The following is a 23,845-nucleotide window of genomic DNA, read 5'->3' as shown; positions in this document are numbered from 1 at the left end:
CGCCGCCTGGCAGACAGGACGTGACGTAAGAGTGGCGCGGGCGGGCTACTTCGTCGGCTTCTTGCCCGTGATGCCCAGATGCACCAACAGCGCCAGGTTCGGCTTGAGTTCAGCCTGCTTGACGCCCCACGCCTGGAAGCCCTTCTGGTGCGAGGCGACCGCCGCGAGCATCGCGACGAGCGCACCGGCGACGGCGGCCGGGTTCACGTCCTTGTCGACCCTGCCCTTGGACTGCAGCTCGGCGACCGCGTCCGACAGGGAGTTGTTCACCGAGTTGAGGATCTTCATACGGAGTTTGTAGAAGCGCTTGTCGCCCTCCGCCGCGCCGAGATCGACGACCCGGAGGATCGCGTCGTTCTTCCGCCAGAACTCCAGGAAGCCGTCCACGAGCTCCTGCGCCGTCTGCCAGCCCGCCTTGCCGACCCACGACCGACCCGCGACCAGCTCGGTCAACTCGGCGCCCTCGGCGGCCATTTGCTCGGCGATCTCCAGTACGGCGCCCTCGACGTCCGGGAAGTACTGGTAGAACGTCGCGGGCGAAGTGCCCGCTTTCCGGGCGACGTCGATGACCTTGACGTCGCGGTACGGAGAGGAGCTCAGCATCTCGCTGAGGCAGTCGAGCAGCTTCTGCCGCGTCGCCTGCCCGCGCCGACCGGCCACGCGGCCGTCGACGGTACGCACTTGTCCTGTCATGCCGTCAGCTTACCGAGGGGTGATCGGAGCGCGATTCGGCCGACTGCAAATGGGGTGCACGGGCGTCCGGAGGCGGGTGTGCCTGGTCGCGCCCGGGTCTGCGCGCCGGGTGGACCGCCGTTAGTTTGGCTGCATGGCCGAAAACAGGGCATCGGTGCACGCGGCGGGAACCCCCGGGGGATTCCCGGAGGGCGTCCCCTGCTGGGTGGACGCGCAGCTCCCCGACGTGGACGCAGGCAAGCGGTTCTACGGTGAGCTCTTCGGGTGGACCTTCGAGGAGCGGCCGGAGGGCCGGGGCGACTCCGTGTGGGCCCGGCAGGACGGGGCGGCCGTCGCCGCGCTCGCCCACAAGACGGACGGCCGCATGCCCACCGTCTGGACGGTGTACTTCTCCACCCCCGACGCGCAGACCACCGCACGCCGCATCCAGACGGGCGGCGGACAGGTGATCACGGCCCCGTTCCCGGTCGGCGGGCTGGGCGCCGCCGCCCTCGCCGCCGACCCCGAGGGCGCCGTCTTCGGCCTCTGGCAGGCCGGGAGCCACGCCGGCTTCGGCGTCCGGCACACCCCCGGCACGTTCGCCTGGGCGCAGCTCTACGCCCGCGACATCGAGACCGCCAACACGTTCTACGGCCACCTCTTCCACGATGCCCTCTTCGGGCCCGGTGCCAAGCCCGACTTCGGCCGGGCGCCCGTCGCCGACGTCTTCCCCGACGTCATGCCGCCGCACTTCCTCGTCCACTTCGGCGTCGAGGACTGCGAGGCGGCGCTCGGCGCGGTGAGCCGGCTCGGCGGGCGGGTGCAGGCGGGGCCGTTCAGCGCCTCGTACGGCACGGTGGCCGTCGTCACCGACAATCAGGGGGCGTCGTTCGCGCTGCTCGAGCACTGAGCGGCCGCTCAGCGGCCCCCTCACCGGCGGGTTTGTCCTGAAGTGAGGATTTTTTGCCCGCATATGAAATAAGACACCCCTATTGCCCCGGGGTTCGCAACCAGCCGCCCGGCCAGGAAGAATCGGGGTGCGTGCCGCCATGGCGGTGCGGTGGTGAGACGCTGCACGGGGCCGTGTACACAAGTGGGTGACGCGGCTCGTACGGGGAGGTGGCAGGCAAGTGGTGGATCAGCTGACGCAGCACGATCCTCGGCGGATCGGGCCGTTCGAGGTGCTGGGACGGCTGGGTGCCGGCGGCATGGGGCTGGTCTACCTGGCCCGCTCGGCCTCGGGCCGGCGCGTGGCGATCAAGACGGTCCGTACGGAGCTCGCCGAGGACCAGCTCTTCCGTGTGCGCTTCACGCGCGAGGTGGAGGCCGCCCGGGCGGTCTCCGGCTTCTACACGGCCGCCGTCGTCGACGCCGATCCGCGCGCCGCCGTGCCGTGGCTGGCCACCGCGTACGTGCCCGCGCCCTCCCTCGAAGAGATAGTGAACGAGTGCGGGCCGATGCCGGCCCAGGCGGTGCGCTGGCTGGCAGCCGGTGTGGCGGAGGCCCTCCAGTCGATCCACGGGGCGGGGCTGGTCCACCGTGACCTGAAGCCGTCGAACGTGCTCGTCGTCGAGGACGGGCCCCGGGTGATCGACTTCGGCATCGCGTCCGGGGTCTCGAACACGCGTCTGACGATGACGAACGTCGCCGTCGGCACCCCCGCTTACATGTCCCCCGAGCAGGCGAAGGACTCGCGGAGCGTGACCGGCGCCAGCGACGTCTTCTCGCTCGGCTCGATGCTCGTCTTCGCCGCCACCGGCCATCCGCCCTTCCACGGCGCCAACCCGGTCGAGACGGTCTTCATGCTGCTGCGCGAAGGCCCGGACCTGGAGGGCCTCCCGGACGAGCTGCGCCCGCTCATCGAGTCCTGTATGCAGATGGAGGCCACGGCCCGCCCGGGCCCGGCCGACCTCCAGGCCCAGCTCGCCCCCCACCTCTTCGGCTCCGGCTCCGACGACAGCGGTACGGCGTCGGCGTGGCTGCCCGAGAAGGCGGTCACCCTCATCGAAACGCGCCGCGGCGGCCGCCCGGCGCCGAAACCGGCGCCCGCGAGCCCCCGCAGCGGCGGCGGTGTGGTCGGCGGCCTCGCAGGTGGCGGTGGCGGCATGGGCCGAGGGCCCGCCGCGGCCGTACCGCCCCCGCCCTCCCACGACCCCGTCGTCCTCTCCCGTCCGGCGCTCCCGGCCGGGCCCGTCGCCGTCGGCGCCCCCGACGCCGGTCCCGTCCGGCTGGCGGGCGCGGCCGTGCCGATCGGGCCCGGCCCGCGCGTCGCCGACGTCCGTGCCACGGCCGCCGTGAAGGCGCCGGTCGCCGAGCCCGGCCTGGTCGCGAACTGGGCCCGCCCCCGCCCCGGCGTCAACGGCGCCGACACCGCCGTACCGGCCGCCCAGGGCGCGCCCGCGGAGACCCCGGCGGGGTGGCGGCCCTGGCGGTTCCGCATGTCGAACGACGTGTGGGGCACGCCGTCGGTCGCCGGGGACCTCGTCTACGTGACCTCCTTCGAGGTGCACGCCCTGGACGTGGCCACCGGCCGGCGCCGCTTCAAGACGCGGGACGTGGCCTGGTCGACGGCGGTCGCCGACGGCCGCGTCCATGCCTCCGACGGCCCCACCCTGTTCGCCCTGGACGCCCGCGAGGGCGGCGACCTGTGGCGGCTGTCCACGGACGCCTGGGTGTACTCGCTCAAGGCCGACCGGGGCACGGTCGTCACCGGCACCCGCGGCGGCGGAGTGCAGGCCTGGGAAGCCTCGAACGGGCAGAAGCTCTGGGAGATCAGCGGCTGCCAGACCGACTTCGAGGCCCCGGAGGCCGGCCCGACGCTCCACGAGGGCACGGTCTACGTCTGGCAGGAGGCCCGGCTCAGAGCCCTCGACGCCCGTACGGGTGAGGAACGCTGGTCCTACCCCATCGGCGACACGGCCTCCTGCGGGGGCGTCCCGGTCCGGGTCACCCCCGCCCCCGACGGCTACGTCTACCTCTCCGCCGGCACCCGCGTCCTCGCCGTCGACGTGGCGAGCGGCATGGTGCGCTGGCACTTCGAGGCCCCGGCGGTGTTCCTGTCCCCGCCGGCCTTCGTCCCCGGCCCGGCCGTCACCGGCGGAGGCGTCTACCTCGCCGACTACCTCGGCACGGTGTACGCGATCGACGCCACCGACGGCCGCGACCGCTGGCGCATCGCGACGGAGTCCCGCGCCTCCGTCGACCCCGTCCTCGTCGCCGCCGGCCATGTCCACGTCGGCAGCGGCAAGGGCCTGTACACCCTGGACGCCGTCACCGGCACGCCCAAGTGGCGCTTCCAGGCGGGCGGCGACATCGTGGGCGCCCCGGCGGTCGCGGAGGGCCGTATCCACTTCGGCTCGACGGACCACCTGCTGTACACGCTCAAGGCCGACGACGGCCGGCTGCGCTGGAAGCTGGCGACCGGCGGCGAGATCACCGGCTCCCCGGTGGTCCGCGACGGCGTCGTGTACGCGTGCAGCAAGGACCGCTGCGTGTACGCGCTGGACGCGGAGAAGGGCACGGGCACGGCACGAACGGCGTAGGCCGCCCGCACCGTGTCCGGGGCTGGTGCCGGTGTCCGGGACGGCCGTCGTGCCGGGTGCACGGAAGGGGATCCAGACGGCGGCCGCCACCCCAGACGCTACGCCGGGGACGGGCCGGTCGCCACGCGGTGACATGGTCGTGACAGGAAGTGCCTAGGGTGTCCGTATGGATCGACGGGGGCAGAAGTTCAGGTTCACCGCGGTGTCGGTGTTCGTCGTGCTGGCGCTGACCGGTTTCTCGACGGGAAGGGGCCACGGCCACGGCAGCAGTCACAGCGGCGGCGGTGGTGGTGGCGGATGCAGCAGCTCCGGCCAGGACCACGACAGTTCGTCGTCGAGCGGTGGCACGTCGGGCTCGCGGTACCACGACTACGACGACGATGACGACTACACGGACGACACCGACGACACGTACGGCGGCAGCGGCTCCTCGGACGCGTCCACGACACTCCAGGACGCCTCGGTGAAGTTGATCGACTGCGCGACGCCGACCCAGGCGTACGCGACGGTCGAGGTCACCAACCCGAACGCGACCGGCGCCTACTTCACCGTCACGGTCGATTTCCTCGACGCCGGTTCCGACCGGGTGGAGGAGCAGAGCACGGACAAGTACGTCGCCGGGAACGAGACGACGACGGTACAGGTCGACCTGTCCAGCCCGGGCGTCGCGGCGAAGGTCGACCACTGCAACCCGCAGCCGTACGCGTCGGCCGGCTGACAGCCGCTCACCGCACCCGCAGCCGTACGCGTCGGCCGGCTGACAGCCGCTCACCGCACCTGGAACCGTACGCGTCGGCCGGCTGACAGCCGCTCACCGCACCCGGAAACCGCCCTCCCGTCGCCCGGCGAACAGCTCCGCCTGCCGCTCGGTCGGCAGGTTCCCCAGCGAGATGAGGTGGGGCGCCTGCGCGAACGCCATCGCGCGAGCCGCCTCCTTCGCCGCCCACAGCGCGCGCACGGTGCCCTGCACACCGGCCGGGGGGTACCCGGCGATCACGGCCGCGCACGCGACGGCGGCCGTCAACGCCCCTCCCGTGTCGGTGAGTTCGGAGACCAGCCCGACCTCGAACGCGCGCCGGGCGGAGATCCGTTCCGCCGTGCCCATCAGCATCATCCGCGCGACCTCCCCGTACGGCATCCGCTGGGCGAGGAGCACCGACTCGTACGCGCTGACCATTCCGTACGTGGTGTGGGGGTCGAAGAACACGGCGTCGGCGCCCGCGACGACGAACTCGCACTCCCCGAGCAGATAGAAGGCGCCTCCGCAGGCCATCCCCTCCACGGCGGCGACGACCGGCTTCCACAGGTCGTTCGCCTTGGGGCCGACGGTGAGCAGCGGATCGTCCTGCATGTAGGGGGAGTCGGGCTGCGGTACGACGGCGTCCCGGTCCAGCCCGGTGGAGAACGCCCGCCCGCCCGCCCCGGTGAGGACGACGGCCCGTACGGAGTCGTCGAACCGCAACTCCCGCCACACGTCCTTCAGTTCGCGGACCGTTTCGAGGTCGATGGCGTTGAGTCTGGCCGGCCGGTCGAGGGTGACGACGGCGACCCCGGTGTCCTTGTCGACGGCGAGGCGCACCCGCTCGGCCGCACTCACGGCCCCTCCGCAACCCACTGCGGCAGCCCGTCCCCGTCGAAGACGACCCGCACCCGGGCGCCGATGCGAACGCGGTCGGGGGAGAGGGAGTCGAGCGGCGCCCCCGGCTCGCTCACCAGGTTTCCCACCATCCGTATGCGGGGCGTCTCGGCCAGCTCGACGAGGATCACGTTGTACGGGGCCCGCGCGGCGTACTCGGGCAGGAGGGGCGGGTGCGGGACGACGTAGGACCAGATCCGGCCGCGTCCCGAGGTCTGCCGCCACTCGCTCGCGAAGGACTGGCAGTGCGGGCAGCAGGGGCGGGGCGGGAAGCGGGGCTCGCCGCAGTCGGCGCAGGTCTGGACGCGGAGTTCGCCCTGGGCGGCGTACCGCCAGAAGGGAGCGCCGTCGGCGTCGGGGACGGGCGTGAGCATCGCGGGATCAACTCCTCGGTGCGTCAGTTCCTGAGCAGCAGGGCGGACGTCGGGACGCCCTCGCCGGCGGTGACAAGGCAGGTGGCGGCACCGGGAACCTGGGCGGTGCTGGTCCCGCGCAGTTGCTTCACACCCTCGTTGACGAGGTTGAACCCATGGACGTAGGCCTCGCTGAGCCCGCCCCCGCCGGTGTTGAGGGGCAGCCGTCCGCCGGTCTCCAGGGCGCCGCCCTCGGTGAACGCCCCGCCCTCTCCCCGGTCGCAGAACCCGTAGCCCTCGAGGGAGAGGGGGACGAGCGGGGTGAAGGCGTCGTAGATCTGGGCGACGTCGACGTCCTGCGGGGTGAAGTCCGCGTGCTTCCACAGGTGTCGGGCGGCCGCCCAGGCGGGCCCGGTGAGCGGGTCGTCGTTCCAGTAGTTGACCATCCCGTGGTGCTGGGCGGGCAGTCCCTGGGCGGCGGAGTGGACGTACACGGGCCGGTGCCGGCAGTCCCGGGCCCGCTCGCTGCTCACCACCACGCACGCCAACGCCCCGTCCGTCTCCAGGCAGTTGTCGTAGAGGCAGAGCGGCTCGCTGATCCAGCGGGCGGTCATGTACATCTCGCGGGTGAGCGGACGGTCGTACATGATCGCCGCCGGGTTCTGGTTGGCGCGGTTGCGGCAGGCGAGGGCGACGTTGAAGAGGTGGTCGCGGGTGGCGCCGTACTCGTGCAGGTAGCGGCGGGCCAGCATGGCTATCTCGTCGACGGGCCGCAGGAGACCGAACGGCCGGGTCCACTGGGCCGGGGTGGGGAGCTGGACGGCCGTGTTGGTCCACGGGCGCGGCCCGCTGCCCCGCTTGCGCGAGCGCCAGGCGACCCCGACCGTGGCCTGGCCGGAGGCGATGGCGGCGGCGAGGTGGGCGACGGTGGCGCAGGAGCCGCCGCCCCCGTATCCGACCTTGCTGAAGAAGGTCAGGTCGCCGAATCCGACGGCCTTCGCCAGCTCGACCTCGTCGGTCTCCTCCATGGTGTAGGAGGCGAGGGCGTCGACCTCGCCGGGGGCGATCCCGGCGTCGTCGAGGGCGGCGAGGACGGCACGGCAGGCGAGGGCGCGCTCGTCCTCGGGGAGGTGCTTGGCGAAGGCCGTCTGCCCGATGCCGACGACGGCGGTGGCGTCCTTGAGCCCGGTCACTGGCTTCACCTCCGCGGCGGGAGCGGGTGAGCTGACAGGTCGTCAGGTTACAGCTAATCTGACGGATCGTCAGCTACTGGGTGCGGGAGGCCGGTTGTGGGCGGAGACTGGAACGCAGAAGACGTGGAGCGGGACGGGACGACGAGGGACGGCACGGGCCACGAGGAATGGGGCAGCATTCCGGGGCTGGTCCGTTCGGCGGCCGAGCGGTACGCGGACACCGAGGCGGTGGTGGACGGCCGTACCCGGATCTCGTACGGCGAACTGGGCGCGCGGGTCGAACGCGCGGCGGCGGCGTGCGTCGCCAACGGGATGCGGGCCGGTGACCGGGTCGGCATCTGGGCCCCGAACTCGCTGGAGTGGATGGTCGCGGCGCTGGGCGCGGTGTCGGCGGGGGCGGTGCTGGTCCCGCTGAACACGCGCTTCAAGGGGGCGGAGGCCGCGTATGTGCTGCGCAGGAGCGGGGCGCGGCTGCTGTTCGTGACGGGCACGTTCCTCGGCACGTCGTACGTGGCGTCGCTGCGGCGCGCGGCCGGGCAGGTGCCGGGTGCGGGGCCGGGTTCAGGCGGCCCGCTGCCCGGGCTCCCGGCGCTGGAACAGGCGGTGGTCCTGTCCGACGACGCCCCGGTCGGCTTCCGCACCTGGAAGGACTTCCTGGCGAGCGGGGACGGGGTGGGGGCGGCGCGGGTGCGGGCGCGGGCGGACGCGGTGCGGGGGGAGTGGCCGTCGGACATCGTCTTCACCTCGGGCACGACGGGCCGCCCGAAGGGCGCGGTGATCACGCACGCGCAGACCCTGCGGGCGTACGGGATCTGGACCGACCTGGCGGGACTGCGCCATGGTGACCGCTACCTGATCGTCAACCCGTTCTTCCACACCTTCGGCTACAAGGCGGGCGTGATCGCCTGCCTGATGCGGGGCGTGACGATGATCCCGCAGCCGGTGTTCAACGTGGACGCGGTGCTGGCGAACGTTTCCTCGGAACGGGTGTCGGTCCTCCCCGGCCCCCCGACGCTCCACCAGTCCCTCCTGGACCACCCGTCGCGCGACACGTACGACCTCTCGGCGCTGCGGCTGGTCGTGACGGGCGCGGCGGTCGTCCCGCTCCGCCTCGTGGAACGGCTGCGGGGCGAACTCGGCGTGCGGACGGTCCTGACGGCGTACGGCCTCTCGGAGGCCAGCGGCATCGTCACGATGTGCCGTCGCGGCGACGAGCCGCGGGTGATCGCGTCGACGTCGGGCCGGGCGATCCCCGGGACCGAGGTGAAGGTCGTCGACGAGACGGGCGCCGAACTCGCCCCCGGAGCCCCGGGCGAGGTGCTCGTCCGCGGCTTCAACGTCATGCGCGGCTACTACGAGGACGAGGCGGCGACGGCGGAAGCCCTCACGGCGGACGGCTGGCTGCGCACGGGCGACGTGGGTGTACTGGACCCGGCGGGCAACCTTCGCATCACCGACCGCCTCAAGGACATGTTCATCGTCGGCGGCTTCAACGCCTACCCGGCGGAGATAGAACAACTCCTCGGCCTGCACCCGGACGTGGCCGACGTCGCCGTCATCGGCGTCCCGGACCCGCGCCTGGGCGAGGTCGGCAAGGCGTACGTGGTCCGCCGCCCGGGCGCGACCTCCACAGCCGACGACCTGATCGCCTGGTCCCGCCGGGAGATGGCGAACTACAAGGTGCCGAGGGCGGTGGAGTTCGTGGGGGAGCTGCCGCGGAACGCGAGCGGGAAGGTGGTGAAGGGGGAGCTGCGGGGGAGCGAGGCACGGTTCGCCCCAGGGGGTGAATGACCGGCGACCCCACCCTGCGGATTAACGCTTGCGTTAATTTCGCTGGCATGGCTGAATGGCAGGTAATTCTCGTCGCGGAGGTGGCGGCGTGGTTCGAGGAACTGGTCGAGTCCGACCACGGCAGTGCCGATCAGGTGGAAGACGCCATCGACGCGTTGGCGTACTTCGGACCTGCGCTCGGCCGACCCCTCGTCGACCGGATCAAGGGCGCGGAGCAGCATCACCTGAAAGAGCTGCGGCCCGGATCTTGCGGGAACAGCGAGATTCGCATTCTGTTCGCCTTCGACCCGGTACGTCGGGCGGTGCTTCTGGTCGCCGGAGACAAGGCCGGACACTGGAACGGCTGGTACGACACCAACATCCCGATCGCCGAGAAGCGCTACCAGGACCACATCACCGAGCTGGACATGAGGGAGTACGAATGAGCAGCGTCGGCTGGGAGGAAGTCAAGCGTCGGGTGGACGAACGCCGACGGGCTGCCGGGCTGCCCGTGCGGACCCCTGAGGAGAAGCAGGAGGCCAAGGACCGCCTCCTCGCCGAGATCCGGGCTTACAAGCTTGCGGAGCTCCGTCGTGAGCAGGATCTCACCCAGCGTGACATCGCTGACTCGATGGGGGTGTCCACGCCCCGGATCTCGGCGATCGAGCACGGTGAGATCGACCGCACGGAGGTTGCCACCCTGCGCTCCTACGTGCGGGCCCTGGGCGGTGAACTGCGGGTGGTCGCGGACTTCGGGGACACGCAGTACACGGTGGCGTGACCGGCCGTCGGCCGAGTACCTCGGGCTCGGACCGGGGTGGGCACCGTATCCGTCACACCTGCCTCACCCATTGCGGGCCCAGCGCTGATTGGTGGGTTTGGGCCAGGTGCGGGGCGGGCTGAGGTGGGGGTTGGGGTCCTGGGGATGGCACCAACCCGCCAAATGTGTGGAGGGCCGCCCCGGCACCTGTCCAGGTCCCGTTCACATGGAGGACGTCCTTGCGGCTGCCAGGGCAGCGTGGATCTCCTGGATCATCCGTTCTGGCCGGTGGAAGGCGTCCTCGGCGGTGAAGCGCAGGACACACCTGATCTCAGGGCACTGCTGGAGTGCGTTGAAGCGGATCACGTCACGGCGGTGGTCAGCGCGGGCGCCGTGGTAGGCGTAGCCCTCGATCTCGACCGCCAGGCCCTCGGCGCGGAAGAGGAAGTCCGGAACGATCCCGCGTCCGTCCGGCGAACGGAGGGCGACCTGGGACTCCGGGTGGAGGCCTGCGTCGTGCATGCGCAGGCGGGCGATCGTCTCGGCCGGGGACCCGGCGAGGGGATCGCACAGGTGTAGCCAGGCGCGTGCCCTGACCGCGCCCCGTACCCGTACACGTCCCCGTTCCCCGAGAGCCGCGCTGATCGTGTCGAGGTCGGTGAGCGGTGCGCGGCGGACGCCGTTGACCGTGCGGCGAGCGAGTCCCGAGTCCACGGCGACGAGGGCGTCGTTCCTGGGGCCGGCCAGCAGCAGGTCGGTGAGCGTGCGTACCGGGCCGGTGGTCCACAGGCCCCGCCGCTCGAACACGTTCGCCTGCTCCAGGCAGGTGCGGTACACGCGTACGTCTCGCCCTTCCGGCCGGTGGCTGAGCGTGGGGTCGGTGAACTCCAGGGGAGGACGAGAGGCTCGGGACAGGGTCTCGATCCGCCACAGAACGGCTGCCGAACGGTGACTCACGACGAGCCGGGGGTTGAGGAGCTGCTCCGCCCTCAGCCGTATGACGAGGTTCGGGTTCCGCCCCGGCTCGACCCAGGCACCCTTTCGCAGAGGCGTCCAGCCGTCTGCCCGCAGCGCACGTGCGAGGCTCCGCTTGGGCCACCCCGCGTCGAGGGCACGCGCAGTTAGGAGGACTCCCTCCTCGGCCAACTCCCGCAACGCCGCCCTCTGTTTCACCCAACCAAGATCGCAGCCCGGCTCGTTCGCCGTGCGGCCTGTGGACAACTGCCCTTGGACGGCCCTTGGGCGGGTGAGCAGGACGTGCTAGCTCTGCAAGGACGTGAGGAAGGCGGCCCAGGCGGAGGTCCGGAAGAGCACGACGGGGCCATCCCCGGCCCGCTTCGAGTCGCGGACCGGGACGACGCCGGGTCGGTCGTGGCCGTGGGCGACCTCGACGCAATCACCGCCGGTGCCGTTGCTGTAGCTGCTCCGGCGCCAGCGGGCGGCGCTCAGGTCAATCTCGTGGTTTGCCATGTCGATAGTCCTCTGCCGCAGTCTCGATCATCGCCAGGGACGCCTCAGGCGACAGTGCGGCGGCCCTGAGCAGATCGTACGACTCCCGGTACTGCTTCACGAGCGCCGGATAGTCGATGAGTTGGCCGCTGTGGAGGCTCTCGGTGTAGACGACGGGCGGGGCATCCGTGAAGGTCATGAACTTGGTCATGCCCATCATGAACGGGTGAGTAGCGGACGTTTTCGGAACGATCTGCAGAATGGAGTGCGTTCTCCTGATCAGCTGTGCGATGTGCTCCAGCAGCTCGGCCATGGGCTCGTCGGGGAGCGTGGGGCGGCGGATCAGTGACTCGTCGAGGATCGCCCAGAACTTGGGCGGGTCGGCCGAGTCGAAGAGCGCGGTCCGTCCCATCCGGGCGTTCACCTTCTCCTCTACCTCGTCCTCCGCAGCCCGGGGCATGGCTGCTCTTACGATCGCCCGCGTGTAGGGCGCGGTCTGCAGCAGGCCGGGCACCAGCATGGGCGCCCACTCCTCGATCGTCTCCGCGTCCTTCTCCATCTCCGCCACGTCGGCGAAGTACTCGGCGTGCCCGGACTGCCGGGCCTTGCGGGCGTCTTCACAACGCCGCTCGAAAAAGCCGTCCGTGCCGAGGACCTTGTCGACGTGCTGGGCGAGATCCAGCGGCATTCGCCGCTCACCGCGCTCGATCTGGCTCAGGAAAGGGATGCCGCGGAAGCTTCCTTCCGCCAGTTGTTCGAGCGTGAGGCCTGCGAGTTCCCTCCTGTAGCGCAACTCGGCGCCGTAGAAGGAGGGAACGTTCGCCGACGCGTCGGGGTCCTTGCGTGGGGGCACAGCTCATCACCGCCGTTTGCCTGTTGCGCTTGCGCAGCCGAAACCTCTTTTACGGTACGCGGCTTGGCGTCAATCTGTGACGGATCCATCACGGAAAGCAAGCGAACGTGAACGGCCCGAGAGGCAGGCCTCCTCATGCACCACCCCCAACCCCCCACAGCTACCGCCGCCGACGACGACGTGGACCACTGTGTACGCGACCTCCGCGCCGCCCTCGCCGCCCACGGCATCACGCTCCCGTCCCTGCGCGCCGACCTTCCGTCCTTCGCCGGCGCCTACGTGCCCCCGGCCGGTCTGGTCGCGCTCGGCACCTGCAACACCGCGACGGCGCGCAGGCTTACGGCGGCACTGCGCGACAGCGGCAGGGTGTCCGCGTACCCGCCCCTCCTCGACCTCGGCCTCCTCGCCTTGCCCGAGGCGGTACCCGAACTCCGCCGCACCGTACGCCGATGCCTGGGCCCGGCCTGTGCCGACGTCCAGCTCTGTGTCACCGAACTGGTCGCCAACGTGATCCGGCATGTGGGGGAGGGGACTCCGGTGCGTGTGCGGATGGCTCGCGTCGACCGCGACCGCATCCGCGTCGAGGTGAGCGACCCGGCCGCGTGTGCCCTCCCGGTGCTCCTGCGCGCATCGGACGACGACGAGTCCGGGCGCGGCCTCGCGCTGCTCGAGGCGGTGGTGTTGCGGTGGGGCGTGGAGCAGCAGGGGGTGGTGGGGAAGACGGTGTGGTGCGAGGTGGGTGGCGGTGCGGGCGGCGTGGGCTGACATGGCGAGGGGCCGAGCTTGGCTCGGCCCCGTCGGGAGTACGGTGCGGCGTCAGGGCGTGGCCACGACCGCGTTCGGCGGGCTCACGAGCATGGCGTTGTTGGCCAGCGCCGGGCTTGTGGCGACGACGGTCGCGCCGAGGACCAAGGCGATGGTGGCGAGGACTTTCTTGGTGCGGTCATCTCGGCTCCTGTTGGGGGAGGGGACTTCCGAACAGCAAGTGACGGTAGTGCCAGGGGGGAGCGATTGTTCGAGGGGATCGAACGCTTTCCGCCATAGATCGGCTTGGACCTGCCCTTGGACATGCCACGGCCGCGGCGGCTCCCCCTCCGCGCCGCCGCGGCCGATCCCCGTCGTGATGAAGGTCTACTTGCCGTTCAGGTCCAGGGCGGGCGGAGCGGGCGCGTGGTTCTCGAGCGTGACGATCTCGTCCTCGGCCACCGGCTCGGACTTCTCGGTGTCCGGCTTCTTGAGGTCGTCGAGCGCCGGCAGGATGGGCGCGTGGTTCTCCATGGCCCTGATGTCCGCGGTGGCGTCCGTCGTCTGCTTCTCGGTGTTGCTCATGTTCAGGCTCCCCCTGGGAGTGGTGTTCAGGTGAGTGAGAGACGCCTCTGTCCGGCGATTCCCCCGAGTATCGCCGGACAGAGGGCATATGCCGGAGCCCACCCCCCAGTGGGCCCGTACGACCCGCCTGCCCCCCGACGCGACGGACCGTTGAGTCGACCTTGTCAGGCGGTCATAAACGTTCGATGAACGCCGCGGAGGCGGGGCTCATTGCGCGTCCAGGGGCGTCAGCAGACGACGTACCTCGGCGGCCTCGGGCACTCCCGACTGCTCCAGGAGAAGCAGGGCCTCACGCCAGCAGGCCCGTGCCCGGTCCGACTGGCCGAGTGCGTGCAGGCTCTTGCCCAGCGCGGTCAGCACACTGCCCCGGATGAGGTCACCGCCGATGAACCCGATCGCCAGCGCCTGTTCGGCGTGCTGGGCCGCCTGAGCCGGGCGATGGTCGGCCAGGTGCAGTTGGGCGATGCGGAAGTGTGTCGTCCCCTCCCACAGGCGCTGCCGGTTGCTGCCGAACATCACCAGCGCGTCGGACAGTTGCACCAGACCCTCGGAGAGCCTGCCGGCCCGGATCAGCGCGACGCCGAGTGCGTAGCGGCCGTTCGCGAGCCGCAGTGTGAGACCGAGCTGCTGGAAGATCTCGACGCCCTGCTGGGCCAGGGTGACCGCGTCGGGCGGCCTGTTCATGCGCTCGTAGAGCCGTGACAGGTTGCACAGCGCGCTGGCCTCACCGGGCCGGTTTCCGTCCGCTCGATAGCCGTCCCTCGCGGTGGTGAGGAACTCCTCGGCCTCTTCGTAGCGGCCCTGGCTGAGTGCGATGATCCCGCGGTCGGTGGCCGCCCAGCTGATCGGCGTCGCGTCGTTCGCCATGGTGGCGAGCTCGATGGCGCGCCGGGCCTCCTCGTCCGCCTCGGCGTAGCGTCCGGCGGCCAGGTGGACATTGGAGAGTGCCGTCCGGGCACGGCTCTCCGCGCGGACGTCGCCTGCATCCTGCGCGGCGTCGCGCAGGGCCGCCGCGGCCGTCTCGTACTGCTTCGCGTTCGCGCCCGACTCGGCCAGGTCCTTCGCCGCCCACAGCAGGTCGACGGCCCGACGCAGCCCGCTGCCCGCGGTCTGCTGCCGGGCGCAGGCCAGCAGGCACTGGGCCTCCAGGAAGAGCCAGTCAAGGGCCTCCGTCCGGTCCGTGAACGCCAGGCCGGTGTACGAGGTGGGCTCCAGGTGCGTGACGGTCCGGTCTCCGGGCCGTTCGATCGCGTAGACCCCCGCCGTCGTCGCCAGATAGAAGTCCAGCAACCGTGACAGCGCCGCCGCCCGCTCGCTCTCCGGACGCTCGTCGCGTTCCGCGCATGCACGCGCGTAGAGGCGGACGAGGTCGTGGAAGCGGTAGCGGCCGGGGGCCGCCGATTCCAGGAGGGAGGTGTCGACGAGGGACTCCAGGAGGTCCTCGGTGTCCTCCGGGGGGAGGTCCAGGACCGCCGCGGCCGCGCGGAGGGACATGTCCGGGCCGTCCGCCAGGCCGAGGAGGCGGAACGCGCGGGCCTGGGCCGGCTCCAGCTGGCCGTAGCCGAGTTCGAAGGTGGCCTTCACGGCGAGGTCGCCGGCCTGGAGTTCGTCCAGCCGGCGGCGTTCGTCCGCGAGCTTCGCCGCCAGGACGGACACCGTCCAGGTGCGGCGGGCCGCCAGCCGGGATGCCGCGATGCGGATCGCCAGCGGCAGGAAGCCGCACGCGGCCACCACGTCCAGGGCGGCCTCCCGCTCCGAGGCCACCCGCTCCTCGCCCACGATCTTCGTGAACAGGGCCAGCGCCTCGTCGGGGGACATGACGTCCAGGTCGACCAGATGCGCGCCCGCCAGGTCCACCATCCGCACCCGCGCGGTGACCAGCGCGGCGCACCCCTCCGTGCCCGGAAGCAGCGGACGCACCTGCGCCGCGTCCTTCGCGTTGTCCAGCAGCACGAGTACCCGACGGCCGTCCAGGACCGACCGGTACAGCGCCGCCCGTTCCTCCAGGGAGTCGGGGATCGCCGAGTCGGCCGTGCCGAGCGCCCGCAGGAACGAGCCCAGTACCGTCTCCGGCTCCGCGGGCCGGGCTCCCGCGCCCTGGAGGTCGACGTACAACTGCCCGTCGGGGAAGGCGGACCGGGCCTGATGGGCCACGTGCACGGCGAGGGTCGTCTTGCCCACGCCCCCGATCCCCGCGAGCGCCGACACGGCCATGACGCGGCCCGACCCGCCGCCGCCCTCGGGACCGGACGCCGCCGACAGCACCGCGCTCAGCTCCCGCACGAACGAAGACCGCCCGGTGAAGTCCGGCACCGTCGCCGGAAGTTGGGCCGGACGGACCCGTACCACCGCCGGTTCCGCCGCCGGGGCCGAGGGCCCCGCCAGTTCCGGGTCGGCCTGGAGGATGCGGCGCTGCAACTCCCGCAGTCCCGCCTGCGGGTCCACGCCCAGCTCCTCCGCCAGCAGCCGCCGCGTGTCCGCGTACACCGCAAGGGCCTCCGCCTGCCGGCCGCTGCGGTACAGCGCCAGCATCAGCAGCTCGCGCAGCCGTTCACGCAACGGGTACGCGGCCGTCAGCGCCGTGAGTTCGGAGACCGCCTCGGCGTGGCAGCCCTGCTCCAGGTCCATGTCCAGCCGGGACTCCAGCAGCCCCAGCCGCCACTCCTCCAGCCGGACGCGCTGCGCCTCCGCGTACGGGCCGGGGACGCCGGCCAGCGCCTCCCCGTCCCACAACCCCAGCGCACGGTTCAGCACGTCACGGGCCTGGGACAGGTCCCCGGCCGCCTTGGCCTTCTCGGCCTCCGCCGCCCACTCCTGCGCCACCCCGAGATCCAGGGCGCCCTCGCCCAGCCCGCGCACCGCGTACCCGCCGGACTCGCTCACCAGGACGCCCGGGTCCAGCACCTTCCGCAGCCGCGAGGCGTACGTCCGCACCGCCGCCAGTGCCTGCGAGGGCGGCTCCTCTCCCCACAGGGCGTCGATCAGCTCGGCGGCCGTCGCCGTACGGCCCTCGCGCAGCAACAGGGCGGCCAGCAGGGCGCGTTGCTGGGGGGAGCCGGTGGCCAGCCGCTCGTTCCCGCGCCGTGCGCGCACCGGGCCGAGCACGGCGAAGCGCAGCGCCGCCGACTCCTCGGGGGAGGCGGGGCGCCACTGCTCCGGCACACGTGGGCCGCCGTGTCCTACCCGGTCGTCCATCAGGGCTCCCTTTAGGCATCCGAATTACCTGTTCAGTTTGCCCTGTCCATGCCGGAACCGTCAGCTTCCCGGGGAGGTATCCGGGAGGCGCCCAGGAGTCCACACATCCCTCACATCAGGCGTGCACACATCCCCACAGAGTCGATCAAGTCCGGCCCGCACCCGGCACGCATTCGGCACGCATTCGCCCGGCATCCGTCCCATACCCGATAGCTGACGATCCGTCAGATCGGCGCTACCGTGCCCCCATGGAGACCACACCGACGAGCACGACGCCCCTCCCGCTGATCATCTCCGTCGACGACCACACCGTGGAGCCGTCCACCGTCTGGCAGGACCGCCTGCCGAAGAAGTACCTCGACACCGCGCCCCGCGTCGTCCGCGCCCCGCTGAAGGAGATGACGTTCCTCGGCGGCCGCTTCAAGCCCGTCATGGGCGAGCCCGGCGACGACGGCCCCGTCGGCGACTGGTGGATCTACGAGGACCTGCACCGCCCCCTCACCCGCCTCGACACCGCCGTCGGCTTCAGCCGGGACGAGATCAAGCTGGAGGTCATCACCTACGAGCAGATGCGCCCGGGGTCGTACGACGTGCCGTCCCGCCTCGCCGACATGGACGTCAACCACGTCCAGTCCGCCGTCTGCTTCCCCACCTTCCCGCGCTTCTGCGGCCAGACCTTCACCGAGGCCGCCGACCACGAGCTGGGCCTGCTGTGCGTGCGCGCCTACAACGACTGGATGGTGGAGGAGTGGTGCGGCCCGAAGGCGCGGGGCCGGTTGATCCCGCTCACCCTCATCCCGCTCTGGGACGCCGAGCTGGCGGCGGAAGAGGTGCGGCGCAACGCCGCCCGCGGGGTCCGGGCGGTCGCCTTCTCCGAGATACCCCCGCACCTCGGCCTGCCGTCCGTCCACACCGACTACTGGGACCCGTTCCTCGCCGCCTGCGACGAGACCGGCACCGTCGTCGCGATGCACATCGGATCCAGCAGCCGTATGCCGTCCACGTCGGCGGACGCCCCGCCGGCCGTCGGTTCGACGATCACCTTCGCCAACTGCTGTTTCTCGATGGTCGACTGGCTGATGAGCGGCAAGTTCGAACGCTTCCCCAACCTGAAGGTGATGTACGCGGAGGGCCAGATCGGCTGGATTCCGTACATCCTGGAGCGCGCAGACGTGGTGTGGGAGGAGAACCGGGGGTGGGGCGGGGTCGCGGACAAGGTGCACCGGCCGCCGTCCGAGCTCTTCGCCGGCCATGTCTTCGGCTGCTTCTTCGACGACGCCTTCGGGCTCCGGAACCTCGACTCGATCGGCGTCGGGAACGTGCTCTACGAGACCGACTACCCCCACTCCGACTCCACCTGGCCGAAGTCGCGGGAGGTCGGCGAGGCGCAGATGGGGCACCTGGACCCGGACGTGGTGGAGCGGATCGTCCGCGGCAACGCGATCGACCTGCTGGGGCTGACGAAGGACGGCCTGTGGAGCCCCCGGAGCCCCCGATGAGCCTCGGCCACGGCGTCCGGTACGGCATCCAGCTCCCGGTCCAGTCCCGGTCGACGATCTACGCCGAACCCTGGGAGGCCGGCGCCGGCCCCGCCGACCTCGTCGAGATCGCCCGCGCCGCCGACCGGGCCGGCTTCGCCTACGTCGCCGCCTGCGACCACGTGGCGATCCCGCGCCGGCTGGCCGAGGCCATGAGCACGGTCTGGTACGACCCCGTGGCCACCCTCGCCCACCTCGCGGCCGTCACCGAACGCGTCCGCCTGCTCAGTCACGTCGCCGTCGTCGGCCTGCGCCACCCCCTCCTCACCGCGAAGCAGTACGCCACCCTCGACCACCTCAGCGGCGGCCGGCTGATCCTCGGGGTGGGCGCAGGTCACGTACGGGAGGAGTTCGAGGCGCTGGGGGCGGACTTCGAGCGGCGCGGGGCCGTCCTCGACGAGACGATCGACGCCCTGCGCGCCGCCCTCGGACCGGACGAGTTCCCGGCCCACCACGGGAAGTTCTACGACTTCGAGGGGCTCGGGCAGCGGCCGAGACCGGCGCAGACCCGCGTCCCCGTCTGGGTCGGCGGCTCCTCCCCGGCGGCCGTCCGCCGGGCCGCGCTCAAGGGCGACGGCTGGCTGCCGCAGGGCGACCCCAGGGACCGGATGCCCGCACAGATCGAGAGGATCCGGCGCCTGCGCGAGGACGCGGGCATCGCCACGCCCCTCACCGTCGGCGCCATCACCGAGCCCCTGTACGTGGGGGCGCCCGGCTGGGACGTCGGCCGCCGCACCCTCACCGGCCCGCCGGAGGCCCTCGCAGAGTCCCTCCGCGCCTACCCGGCGATGGGCGTGGACCAGATCCAGGTCAGGTTCCGCTGCCGGAGCCGGACCGAACTCACCGACCAGATGGCGGCGTTCGGCGCCGAGGTGGCGCCCCTGCTCGACGATTCCCGTTGAACCTTATTGAACGTTTGAACATGTCCACGCCGAGCCGCGTATGTACGAACGTACGGACGTGACAGCTCCGGCGGAAGGACCCGAGAAGTGCGATCCACCGAGCGCCCCTCCCGGCAACTCTTCGTCGCCCTCGCCTGCGCGGAGGGCGACTGGCCGTACGACGACTGGCCGGTCCCGGACGATCCGTACGTGGGCCGGGTCGTGCACCTCGCCCCGCCCTTCCGTTTCTCCGAGGGAGCCCCCGAGGGCGTGGACGTGGTCGTCCTGCGCTGCGAGGACCCGTCGGCCGTTCTCCGGGACCTCCGCGAGCTGGGGGACAGGGGCGTCCCGGTGATCGTCATCAGCCCCCGCCGGGACACCGACGCCGTGGTCGAGGTGTTCCGGAGCGGGGCCGGCTATCTGGTCGAGGGCGACTACTGCACGCACATGCTGTCCTCGGCGGCCATGGCGGCGACCGTCGGGCACACCTACCTCTCGCCGTCCGCGTGCGCCGCGCTGCGGGAGGGGGCCCGGCGGATGCCCACGGGCGGCGACGCCGTCGAGCGGCTGCGGGGCCTGCTCTCGCCGCGCGAACGGCAGGTCATGGAGCTGCTGTCGACCGGCCTGGGCGCGCAGGAGATCGGGCTGCGATTACGGCTGAGCGAGAAGACCGTCCGCAACAACCTCAGCAACATCTACGCCAAGCTGGACGCGCGGGGCAGCACGGACGCGGTCCTGCGGTGGCTGGGAGCCACACCGGCCACGCCCGTGCTTCGCACCTGAGAACCCATTAGTTCTCGACTAGGGCGCGGGAATTTCCGAGAGCGGAATTTCCACGTCGGTGACCGCGTCTCCGCCCTCATCGAATCCGGGCTCGGCCCGCAGGCTGTTCTCCGAGCTCTGGATTCCGTTGGCCTCGGGCGTTCCGCATTTCACGTTCCGCAGCCAGAGCCGGCCGTCCGGGGTTCCGTTCTTCAGGATCTGCGGATAGAAGACATGGACCGTGTTCCCGGCCTCCTTGGGCGCGAAGAACACCTTCTGGCCGTCCTGCGCCTCCTTGTAGGTGGCCCGCAGGAATCCACCCACGTCGGTGCGCTTGGCCGACCACATGAAGAATCCGACGCTGTCCGGCTGGACGGTGTCGGAGCGGCTGAACGCCAGGCTGGTCGTCTTGTCGTCACGCGTGATGTTGATTTCCGACGTGCTGAACTTCAGGCCGATCTCGAAGAACGAGTTGCCCAGCTTCGTGTCGGCGCCGGCGGTGAAACCGTCCTCCAGCTGAATGGTCCTGGTGACGGACGTGCTCACGTTGAAGGTGCTCGTCGCCGCGGTCGTCGATCCGCAGTTCTTCGTCACGGGCGAGACACGCTGATTGGGCCCGAGGCTGTTCGCCTTGAACTGGACGTCGACGAACTCGCAGTTCTCCAGTTCGTCCGAGTCGGCGGAGCAGTCGGCGGTCACCTCGGAAGGGGTGGCCGCGCCCGCCTGGTTCATCAGCGGGACGATCACCGCGAGGGCCGCCACGGGGGCCAGGGCGAGTGTGATGCGCTTCTTCTTGCTGCGGTGGCTTCTGGCGCGGGGAGTACGGGTGGTCATGGGGTCTCCTGGGGGTGGCATACGTGTTGAGCTGGGACTTCCGCCGTTGTTACCCGGTCAGCAGTCCTCCAGGACCGCCTCGGAGGTGCCGTCCGCGACACCGGGCGCGCCCGCGGCGCCCGGCAGGATCACGGGGCCTTCGACGACGTCCGGGGCCACGAAGTTCTTCTCGGGGGTGGCGTTGGTGGTCGTCGTCGCGCTGCGGGCGTCGATCCGTACCCGCCATTCCCCGGTCATGCGCTGCATCTTCGGTGTGAACTCCATGTGGAGCACCTTGCCGACCGGCACCTCCCGCTGCTCCGTGGCGCCGGCCGTGGCCGACTTCACGGTCATGTCCAGGGTGCCCTTGTGCTTCACCCAGGATCCGCTGAGGAATCCGAAGAGGCCTCCGCCGCCGCCCTGCTGGGTCACCGTGTACTTGCCCTGTCCCTGGGCCGCCGTCGCCGACCAGGTGATGGAGACCTTGGCGGGTTCGGTGGCGTTCGGCTCGCAGTTCGGGAAATCGATGGACGACTTCTCGGTGGGGGCGTCGAAGGTCTCGAACTTCGTCTCGACGAAATCGCAGTTGTCGGCCATGAAACCGTCCGCGAAGCCGCCCCCGAAATCCTCCACGGACTGCTGTTTCCCGTTGAGCACCGCGGACCTCTGACACATGGTCATGATCTGGTCAGGTGTCTTGTCTTCGGCCGCGTTCGCCGACGGAAGCAGGGTGACGACGACCCCGCCGGTCGCCAGGGCCGCACCGATCGCGGCGTACCGGACTTTCCTGTTCTTCAGTCTCCTCTTGGCCATGGCTGGGTCCGCTCCGTCCTTGGGGGTGGCTTTGCCTTTCCGTGGAGGAGTATTGGGGTTCCCCACAGCCTGTGGACAGAGTCAAATGTCCCTACCGCTCGGTCACTTGATGTGTGCTTGTGCAATCAGGGGCGGTGCGAAGCGAAGCGAAACGATCCTGTACGGCTATCTGACGTATCGTCAGCTCCGGCGCTACGATGCCGAGCTCCAGTGATGCGATGCGAAGGGGGTTCGGCATGGGCAAGCTCGACGGGCGCGTCGTCCTCGTCACCGGCGCCGCGCGCGGCCAGGGGGAACAGGAGGCCCGGCTGTTCCGGGCGGAGGGGGCCGAGGTCGTCGTGGCCGACGTCCTGGACGACCAGGGCGCGGCCCTCGCCGAGGAGATCGGCGCGCTGTACGTGCACCTGGACGTGGGGCGGGAGGGCGACTGGCAGTCCGCCGTGCGGGCCGCGCAGGACGCCTACGGCCGCCTCGACGGCCTCGTCAACAACGCCGGAATCCTGCGCTTCAACGCCCTCGTCGACACGCCGCTCGACGAGTTCATGCAGGTCGTCCAGGTCAACCAGGTCGGCTGCTTCCTCGGCGTGAAGACGGCTGCCCCGGTGCTCGCGGACGGCGGCACGATCGTCAACACGGCGTCGTACACCGCCGTGACCGGGATGGCGGCGGTGGGCGCGTACGCGGCGACCAAGCACGCGATCCTCGGGCTCACCCGGGTCGCCGCCCTGGAGCTCGCGCCGCGCGGCATCCGGGTCAACGCGATGTGTCCCGGCGCCGTCGACACCGCGATGTCCAACCCGTCGCTCCTGGACCCGGACGCGGACCCCGAGGAGACCTCGAAGGCCCTGGACGGGCTGTACCGCAAGCTCGTACCGCTGGGCAGGGTCGGGCGCCCGGAGGAGGTGGCCAGGCTCGCCCTCTTCCTCACCTCGGAGGACTCCTCGTACATCACCGGGCAGCCGTTCGTGATCGACGGGGGATGGCTGGCCGGGGTGTCGATCATCTGACTCCGTCGGCCGGCCAGGCATCTGACTACCCGTCAGGTATTGACCATCCAACGAATCTGACGGATCGTCAGTGCACCGAATCGACCGCAATCCAGGACCTGGGACGGTGAACCTCCGTGGAATTCGGGCTCTTTGTACAGGGATACGTGGGCAAGCGTGCCGAGACCGACCCGCTCGCCGAGCACAAGGCGCTGATGGAGGAGACCGAGTACGTCATCCAGGCGGACAAGTCCGGGTTCAAGTACGCCTGGGCGTCCGAGCACCACTTCCTGGAGGAGTACTCGCACCTCTCCGCCAACGACGTCTTCCTCGGCTATCTGGCGCATGCGACGGAGCGGATCCATCTGGGGTCGGGGATCTTCAACCCCCTCGCCCAGGTCAACCACCCCGTGAAGGTCGCCGAGAAGGTCGCCATGCTCGACCATCTCAGCCAGAACCGCTTCGAGTTCGGCAGCGGACGCGGCGCCGGCTCCCACGAGATCCTCGGCTTCCTCCCCGGCATCACCGACATGAACTACACGAAGGAGATCTGGGAGGAGACCATCGCCGAGTTCCCGAAGATGTGGCTCCAGGACGAGTACGCCGGCTTCCAGGGCAAGCACTGGCAGCTGCCGCCGCGCAAGATCCTGCCCAAGCCGTACGGGAAGTCGCACCCGGCGATGTGGTACGCGGCCGGATCGCCGCCGTCGTACGCGATGGCCGCGCGGAAGGGGCTGGGCGTCCTCGGGTTCAGCATCCAGAAGGTGTCCGACATGGAGTGGGTGCTGGAGCAGTACAAGACGGCGGTCGTGAACGCCGAGCCGATCGGGGACTTCGTCAACGACAACGTGATGGTGACGACGACGGCGATCTGCGCGCCCACGCACGACGAGGCGATCCGGATCGCCGTCGAGGGCGGACTGCACTACCTGCCGTCGCTGGTGTTCCGGTACCACGACACCTTCCCGCGGCCCGAGGGCTTCCCGGTCTGGCCGGAGACGCTGCCCGAGTACAACGCCGAGTTCGTCGAACTCCTCGTCGAGGAGGAGCTGCTGATCTGCGGCGACCCGGACGAGGTGCTGCGCCAGTGCAAGCGGTGGGAGCAGGCGGGGGCGGATCAGTTGTCCTTCGGGCTGCCGGTGGGGGTGCCGAAGGAGGAGACGTTGCAGACGATTCGGCTGATCGGGGAGCACGTGATTCCCAAGATCGACACGGATCCTGTGCATCGCACCACGCGGTTCCGGCAGGGCGCGTAATCGCCGTGGGCTTGCGGGATTGTGTCGCGACTGCGGGTCCGTCG

General features: G+C 70.9%; 23 protein-coding genes. 12 read left to right on the top strand and 11 right to left on the bottom strand.

What is annotated here, in order from left to right; all coding sequences use genetic code 11:
* Positions 1-45 precede the first annotated feature (45 nt).
* Positions 46-681 carry a TetR family transcriptional regulator gene (locus OG289_RS22840; protein WP_327320772.1) on the bottom strand — a complete coding sequence of 212 codons (636 nt, stop codon included), beginning with the start codon at positions 679-681 and terminating at the stop codon, positions 46-48.
* 145 nt (positions 682-826) lie between these two features.
* On the opposite strand from OG289_RS22840, the gene OG289_RS22835 reads away from it, so the two are divergent.
* The 3 genes from OG289_RS22835 to OG289_RS22825 all read left to right on the top strand — a co-directional run bounded on the left by OG289_RS22835 (position 827) and on the right by OG289_RS22825 (position 4,932).
* Positions 827-1,582, top strand: coding sequence for a VOC family protein (locus OG289_RS22835; protein WP_327315899.1), 756 nt, complete (start codon positions 827-829; stop codon positions 1,580-1,582).
* Positions 1,583-1,802: 220 nt separating this feature from the next.
* On the top strand, positions 1,803-4,214 hold the full coding sequence (locus tag OG289_RS22830; protein WP_327315898.1) for an outer membrane protein assembly factor BamB family protein: 2,412 nt from the start codon (positions 1,803-1,805) through the stop codon (positions 4,212-4,214).
* Between the two features lie 166 nt (positions 4,215-4,380).
* Complete coding sequence (locus OG289_RS22825) at positions 4,381-4,932, top strand: hypothetical protein (RefSeq protein WP_327315897.1); 552 nt, start codon at positions 4,381-4,383, stop codon at positions 4,930-4,932.
* Between the two features lie 93 nt (positions 4,933-5,025).
* Here the strand turns inward: OG289_RS22825 and OG289_RS22820 are convergent, their stop codons facing one another.
* The 3 genes from OG289_RS22820 to OG289_RS22810 are packed head-to-tail and all read right to left on the bottom strand — an operon-like array spanning position 5,026 to position 7,396.
* Positions 5,026-5,811, bottom strand: coding sequence for an enoyl-CoA hydratase/isomerase family protein (locus OG289_RS22820; RefSeq protein ID WP_327315895.1), 786 nt, complete (start codon positions 5,809-5,811; stop codon positions 5,026-5,028).
* Entirely contained in the window at positions 5,808-6,224 is a 417-nt protein-coding gene (locus OG289_RS22815) for a Zn-ribbon domain-containing OB-fold protein (RefSeq protein WP_327315894.1), read from the bottom strand. Before OG289_RS22815 ends, OG289_RS22820 begins: the two co-directional genes overlap by 4 nt.
* A 23-nt stretch (positions 6,225-6,247) precedes the next feature.
* The gene (locus tag OG289_RS22810) at positions 6,248-7,396 is read right to left on the bottom strand and encodes a lipid-transfer protein (RefSeq protein ID WP_327315893.1); all 1,149 of its coding nucleotides are present in this window, start codon (positions 7,394-7,396) and stop codon (positions 6,248-6,250) included.
* A gap of 123 nt (positions 7,397-7,519) precedes the next feature.
* On the opposite strand from OG289_RS22810, the gene OG289_RS22805 reads away from it, so the two are divergent.
* From OG289_RS22805 to OG289_RS22795, 3 genes are read left to right on the top strand one after another with little or no spacing between them, the layout of a single operon-like run.
* Positions 7,520-9,187: a FadD3 family acyl-CoA ligase gene (locus OG289_RS22805; RefSeq protein ID WP_327320771.1), complete on the top strand. Its 1,668-nt coding sequence runs from the start codon at positions 7,520-7,522 to the stop codon at positions 9,185-9,187.
* Positions 9,188-9,234: 47 nt separating this feature from the next.
* Positions 9,235-9,612: a type II toxin-antitoxin system RelE/ParE family toxin gene (locus OG289_RS22800; protein ID WP_327320770.1), complete on the top strand. Its 378-nt coding sequence runs from the start codon at positions 9,235-9,237 to the stop codon at positions 9,610-9,612.
* Positions 9,609-9,947: an XRE family transcriptional regulator gene (locus tag OG289_RS22795; RefSeq protein ID WP_327315892.1), complete on the top strand. Its 339-nt coding sequence runs from the start codon at positions 9,609-9,611 to the stop codon at positions 9,945-9,947. The genes OG289_RS22800 and OG289_RS22795 overlap by 4 nt, the downstream gene beginning before the upstream one ends.
* Before the next feature lie 201 nt (positions 9,948-10,148).
* On the opposite strand, the gene OG289_RS22790 is transcribed toward OG289_RS22795, so the two are convergent.
* The 3 genes from OG289_RS22790 to OG289_RS22780 all read right to left on the bottom strand — a co-directional run bounded on the left by OG289_RS22790 (position 10,149) and on the right by OG289_RS22780 (position 12,228).
* The gene (locus OG289_RS22790; RefSeq protein ID WP_327315891.1) at positions 10,149-11,099 is read right to left on the bottom strand and encodes an endonuclease domain-containing protein; all 951 of its coding nucleotides are present in this window, start codon (positions 11,097-11,099) and stop codon (positions 10,149-10,151) included.
* A gap of 87 nt (positions 11,100-11,186) precedes the next feature.
* Positions 11,187-11,396 (bottom strand): DUF397 domain-containing protein, encoded by a 210-nt coding sequence (locus OG289_RS22785; RefSeq protein ID WP_327315890.1) that lies wholly within the window; start codon positions 11,394-11,396, stop codon positions 11,187-11,189.
* A complete protein-coding gene (locus OG289_RS22780; RefSeq protein WP_327315889.1) occupies positions 11,377-12,228 on the bottom strand; it encodes a helix-turn-helix domain-containing protein in 852 nt (283 codons plus the stop codon). Before OG289_RS22780 ends, OG289_RS22785 begins: the two co-directional genes overlap by 20 nt.
* A gap of 135 nt (positions 12,229-12,363) precedes the next feature.
* Between OG289_RS22780 and OG289_RS22775 the strand changes: the two genes are divergently transcribed.
* Entirely contained in the window at positions 12,364-12,993 is a 630-nt protein-coding gene (locus OG289_RS22775) for an ATP-binding protein (RefSeq protein ID WP_327315888.1), read from the top strand.
* 366 nt (positions 12,994-13,359) lie between these two features.
* Here OG289_RS22775 and OG289_RS22770 read toward each other — a convergent pair whose 3' ends face one another.
* Together OG289_RS22770 and OG289_RS22765 are read right to left on the bottom strand one after the other, a co-directional pair.
* Entirely contained in the window at positions 13,360-13,557 is a 198-nt protein-coding gene (locus OG289_RS22770; RefSeq protein ID WP_327315887.1) for a hypothetical protein, read from the bottom strand.
* Positions 13,558-13,764: 207 nt separating this feature from the next.
* A complete protein-coding gene (locus OG289_RS22765; RefSeq protein WP_327315886.1) occupies positions 13,765-16,752 on the bottom strand; it encodes an AfsR/SARP family transcriptional regulator in 2,988 nt (995 codons plus the stop codon).
* A 248-nt stretch (positions 16,753-17,000) separates the two neighbouring features.
* On the opposite strand from OG289_RS22765, the gene OG289_RS22760 reads away from it, so the two are divergent.
* The 3 genes from OG289_RS22760 to OG289_RS22750 all read left to right on the top strand — a co-directional run bounded on the left by OG289_RS22760 (position 17,001) and on the right by OG289_RS22750 (position 19,954).
* Complete coding sequence (locus tag OG289_RS22760) at positions 17,001-18,251, top strand: amidohydrolase family protein (protein WP_327315885.1); 1,251 nt, start codon at positions 17,001-17,003, stop codon at positions 18,249-18,251.
* Complete coding sequence (locus OG289_RS22755) at positions 18,248-19,192, top strand: LLM class F420-dependent oxidoreductase (protein WP_327315884.1); 945 nt, start codon at positions 18,248-18,250, stop codon at positions 19,190-19,192. Before OG289_RS22760 ends, OG289_RS22755 begins: the two co-directional genes overlap by 4 nt.
* Before the next feature lie 87 nt (positions 19,193-19,279).
* Positions 19,280-19,954 carry a response regulator transcription factor gene (locus tag OG289_RS22750; protein WP_327315883.1) on the top strand — a complete coding sequence of 225 codons (675 nt, stop codon included), beginning with the start codon at positions 19,280-19,282 and terminating at the stop codon, positions 19,952-19,954.
* A gap of 18 nt (positions 19,955-19,972) precedes the next feature.
* On the opposite strand, the gene OG289_RS22745 is transcribed toward OG289_RS22750, so the two are convergent.
* Positions 19,973-20,767 carry a hypothetical protein gene (locus OG289_RS22745; protein ID WP_327315882.1) on the bottom strand — a complete coding sequence of 265 codons (795 nt, stop codon included), beginning with the start codon at positions 20,765-20,767 and terminating at the stop codon, positions 19,973-19,975.
* 57 nt (positions 20,768-20,824) lie between these two features.
* A complete protein-coding gene (locus OG289_RS22740) occupies positions 20,825-21,559 on the bottom strand; it encodes a hypothetical protein (protein WP_327315881.1) in 735 nt (244 codons plus the stop codon).
* 236 nt (positions 21,560-21,795) lie between these two features.
* On the opposite strand from OG289_RS22740, the gene OG289_RS22735 reads away from it, so the two are divergent.
* Both OG289_RS22735 and OG289_RS22730 read left to right on the top strand, forming a co-directional pair.
* Entirely contained in the window at positions 21,796-22,566 is a 771-nt protein-coding gene (locus OG289_RS22735; RefSeq protein WP_327315880.1) for an SDR family NAD(P)-dependent oxidoreductase, read from the top strand.
* Positions 22,567-22,682: 116 nt separating this feature from the next.
* A complete protein-coding gene (locus tag OG289_RS22730; RefSeq protein ID WP_327315879.1) occupies positions 22,683-23,801 on the top strand; it encodes an LLM class flavin-dependent oxidoreductase in 1,119 nt (372 codons plus the stop codon).
* The last annotated feature ends 44 nt before the right edge of the window (positions 23,802-23,845 follow it).

The sequence above is a fragment of the Streptomyces sp. NBC_01235 genome (assembly GCF_035989285.1).
Classification (GTDB): Bacteria; Actinomycetota; Actinomycetes; order Streptomycetales; family Streptomycetaceae; genus Streptomyces.
The sequence above is the reverse complement of the archived record's forward strand: the minus strand, read 5'-3'. Positions and strand labels throughout refer to the sequence as shown.

What these genes read in the sequence shown, in the direction of transcription:
- OG289_RS22785 (WP_327315890.1), bottom strand. Translation starts at nt 11,396, where the DNA reads ATGGCAAACCACGAGATTGACCTGAGCGCCGCCCGCTGGCGCCGGAGC.
- OG289_RS22825 (WP_327315897.1), top strand. Translation starts at nt 4,381, where the DNA reads ATGGATCGACGGGGGCAGAAGTTCAGGTTCACCGCGGTGTCGGTGTTC.
- OG289_RS22795 (WP_327315892.1), top strand. Translation starts at nt 9,609, where the DNA reads ATGAGCAGCGTCGGCTGGGAGGAAGTCAAGCGTCGGGTGGACGAACGC.
- OG289_RS22745 (WP_327315882.1), bottom strand. Translation starts at nt 20,767, where the DNA reads ATGACCACCCGTACTCCCCGCGCCAGAAGCCACCGCAGCAAGAAGAAG.
- OG289_RS22760 (WP_327315885.1), top strand. Translation starts at nt 17,001, where the DNA reads ATGGAGACCACACCGACGAGCACGACGCCCCTCCCGCTGATCATCTCC.
- OG289_RS22775 (WP_327315888.1), top strand. Translation starts at nt 12,364, where the DNA reads ATGCACCACCCCCAACCCCCCACAGCTACCGCCGCCGACGACGACGTG.
- OG289_RS22770 (WP_327315887.1), bottom strand. Translation starts at nt 13,557, where the DNA reads ATGAGCAACACCGAGAAGCAGACGACGGACGCCACCGCGGACATCAGG.
- OG289_RS22755 (WP_327315884.1), top strand. Translation starts at nt 18,248, where the DNA reads ATGAGCCTCGGCCACGGCGTCCGGTACGGCATCCAGCTCCCGGTCCAG.
- OG289_RS22835 (WP_327315899.1), top strand. Translation starts at nt 827, where the DNA reads ATGGCCGAAAACAGGGCATCGGTGCACGCGGCGGGAACCCCCGGGGGA.
- OG289_RS22765 (WP_327315886.1), bottom strand. Translation starts at nt 16,752, where the DNA reads ATGGACGACCGGGTAGGACACGGCGGCCCACGTGTGCCGGAGCAGTGG.
- OG289_RS22815 (WP_327315894.1), bottom strand. Translation starts at nt 6,224, where the DNA reads ATGCTCACGCCCGTCCCCGACGCCGACGGCGCTCCCTTCTGGCGGTAC.
- OG289_RS22800 (WP_327320770.1), top strand. Translation starts at nt 9,235, where the DNA reads ATGGCTGAATGGCAGGTAATTCTCGTCGCGGAGGTGGCGGCGTGGTTC.
- OG289_RS22740 (WP_327315881.1), bottom strand. Translation starts at nt 21,559, where the DNA reads ATGGCCAAGAGGAGACTGAAGAACAGGAAAGTCCGGTACGCCGCGATC.
- OG289_RS22735 (WP_327315880.1), top strand. Translation starts at nt 21,796, where the DNA reads ATGGGCAAGCTCGACGGGCGCGTCGTCCTCGTCACCGGCGCCGCGCGC.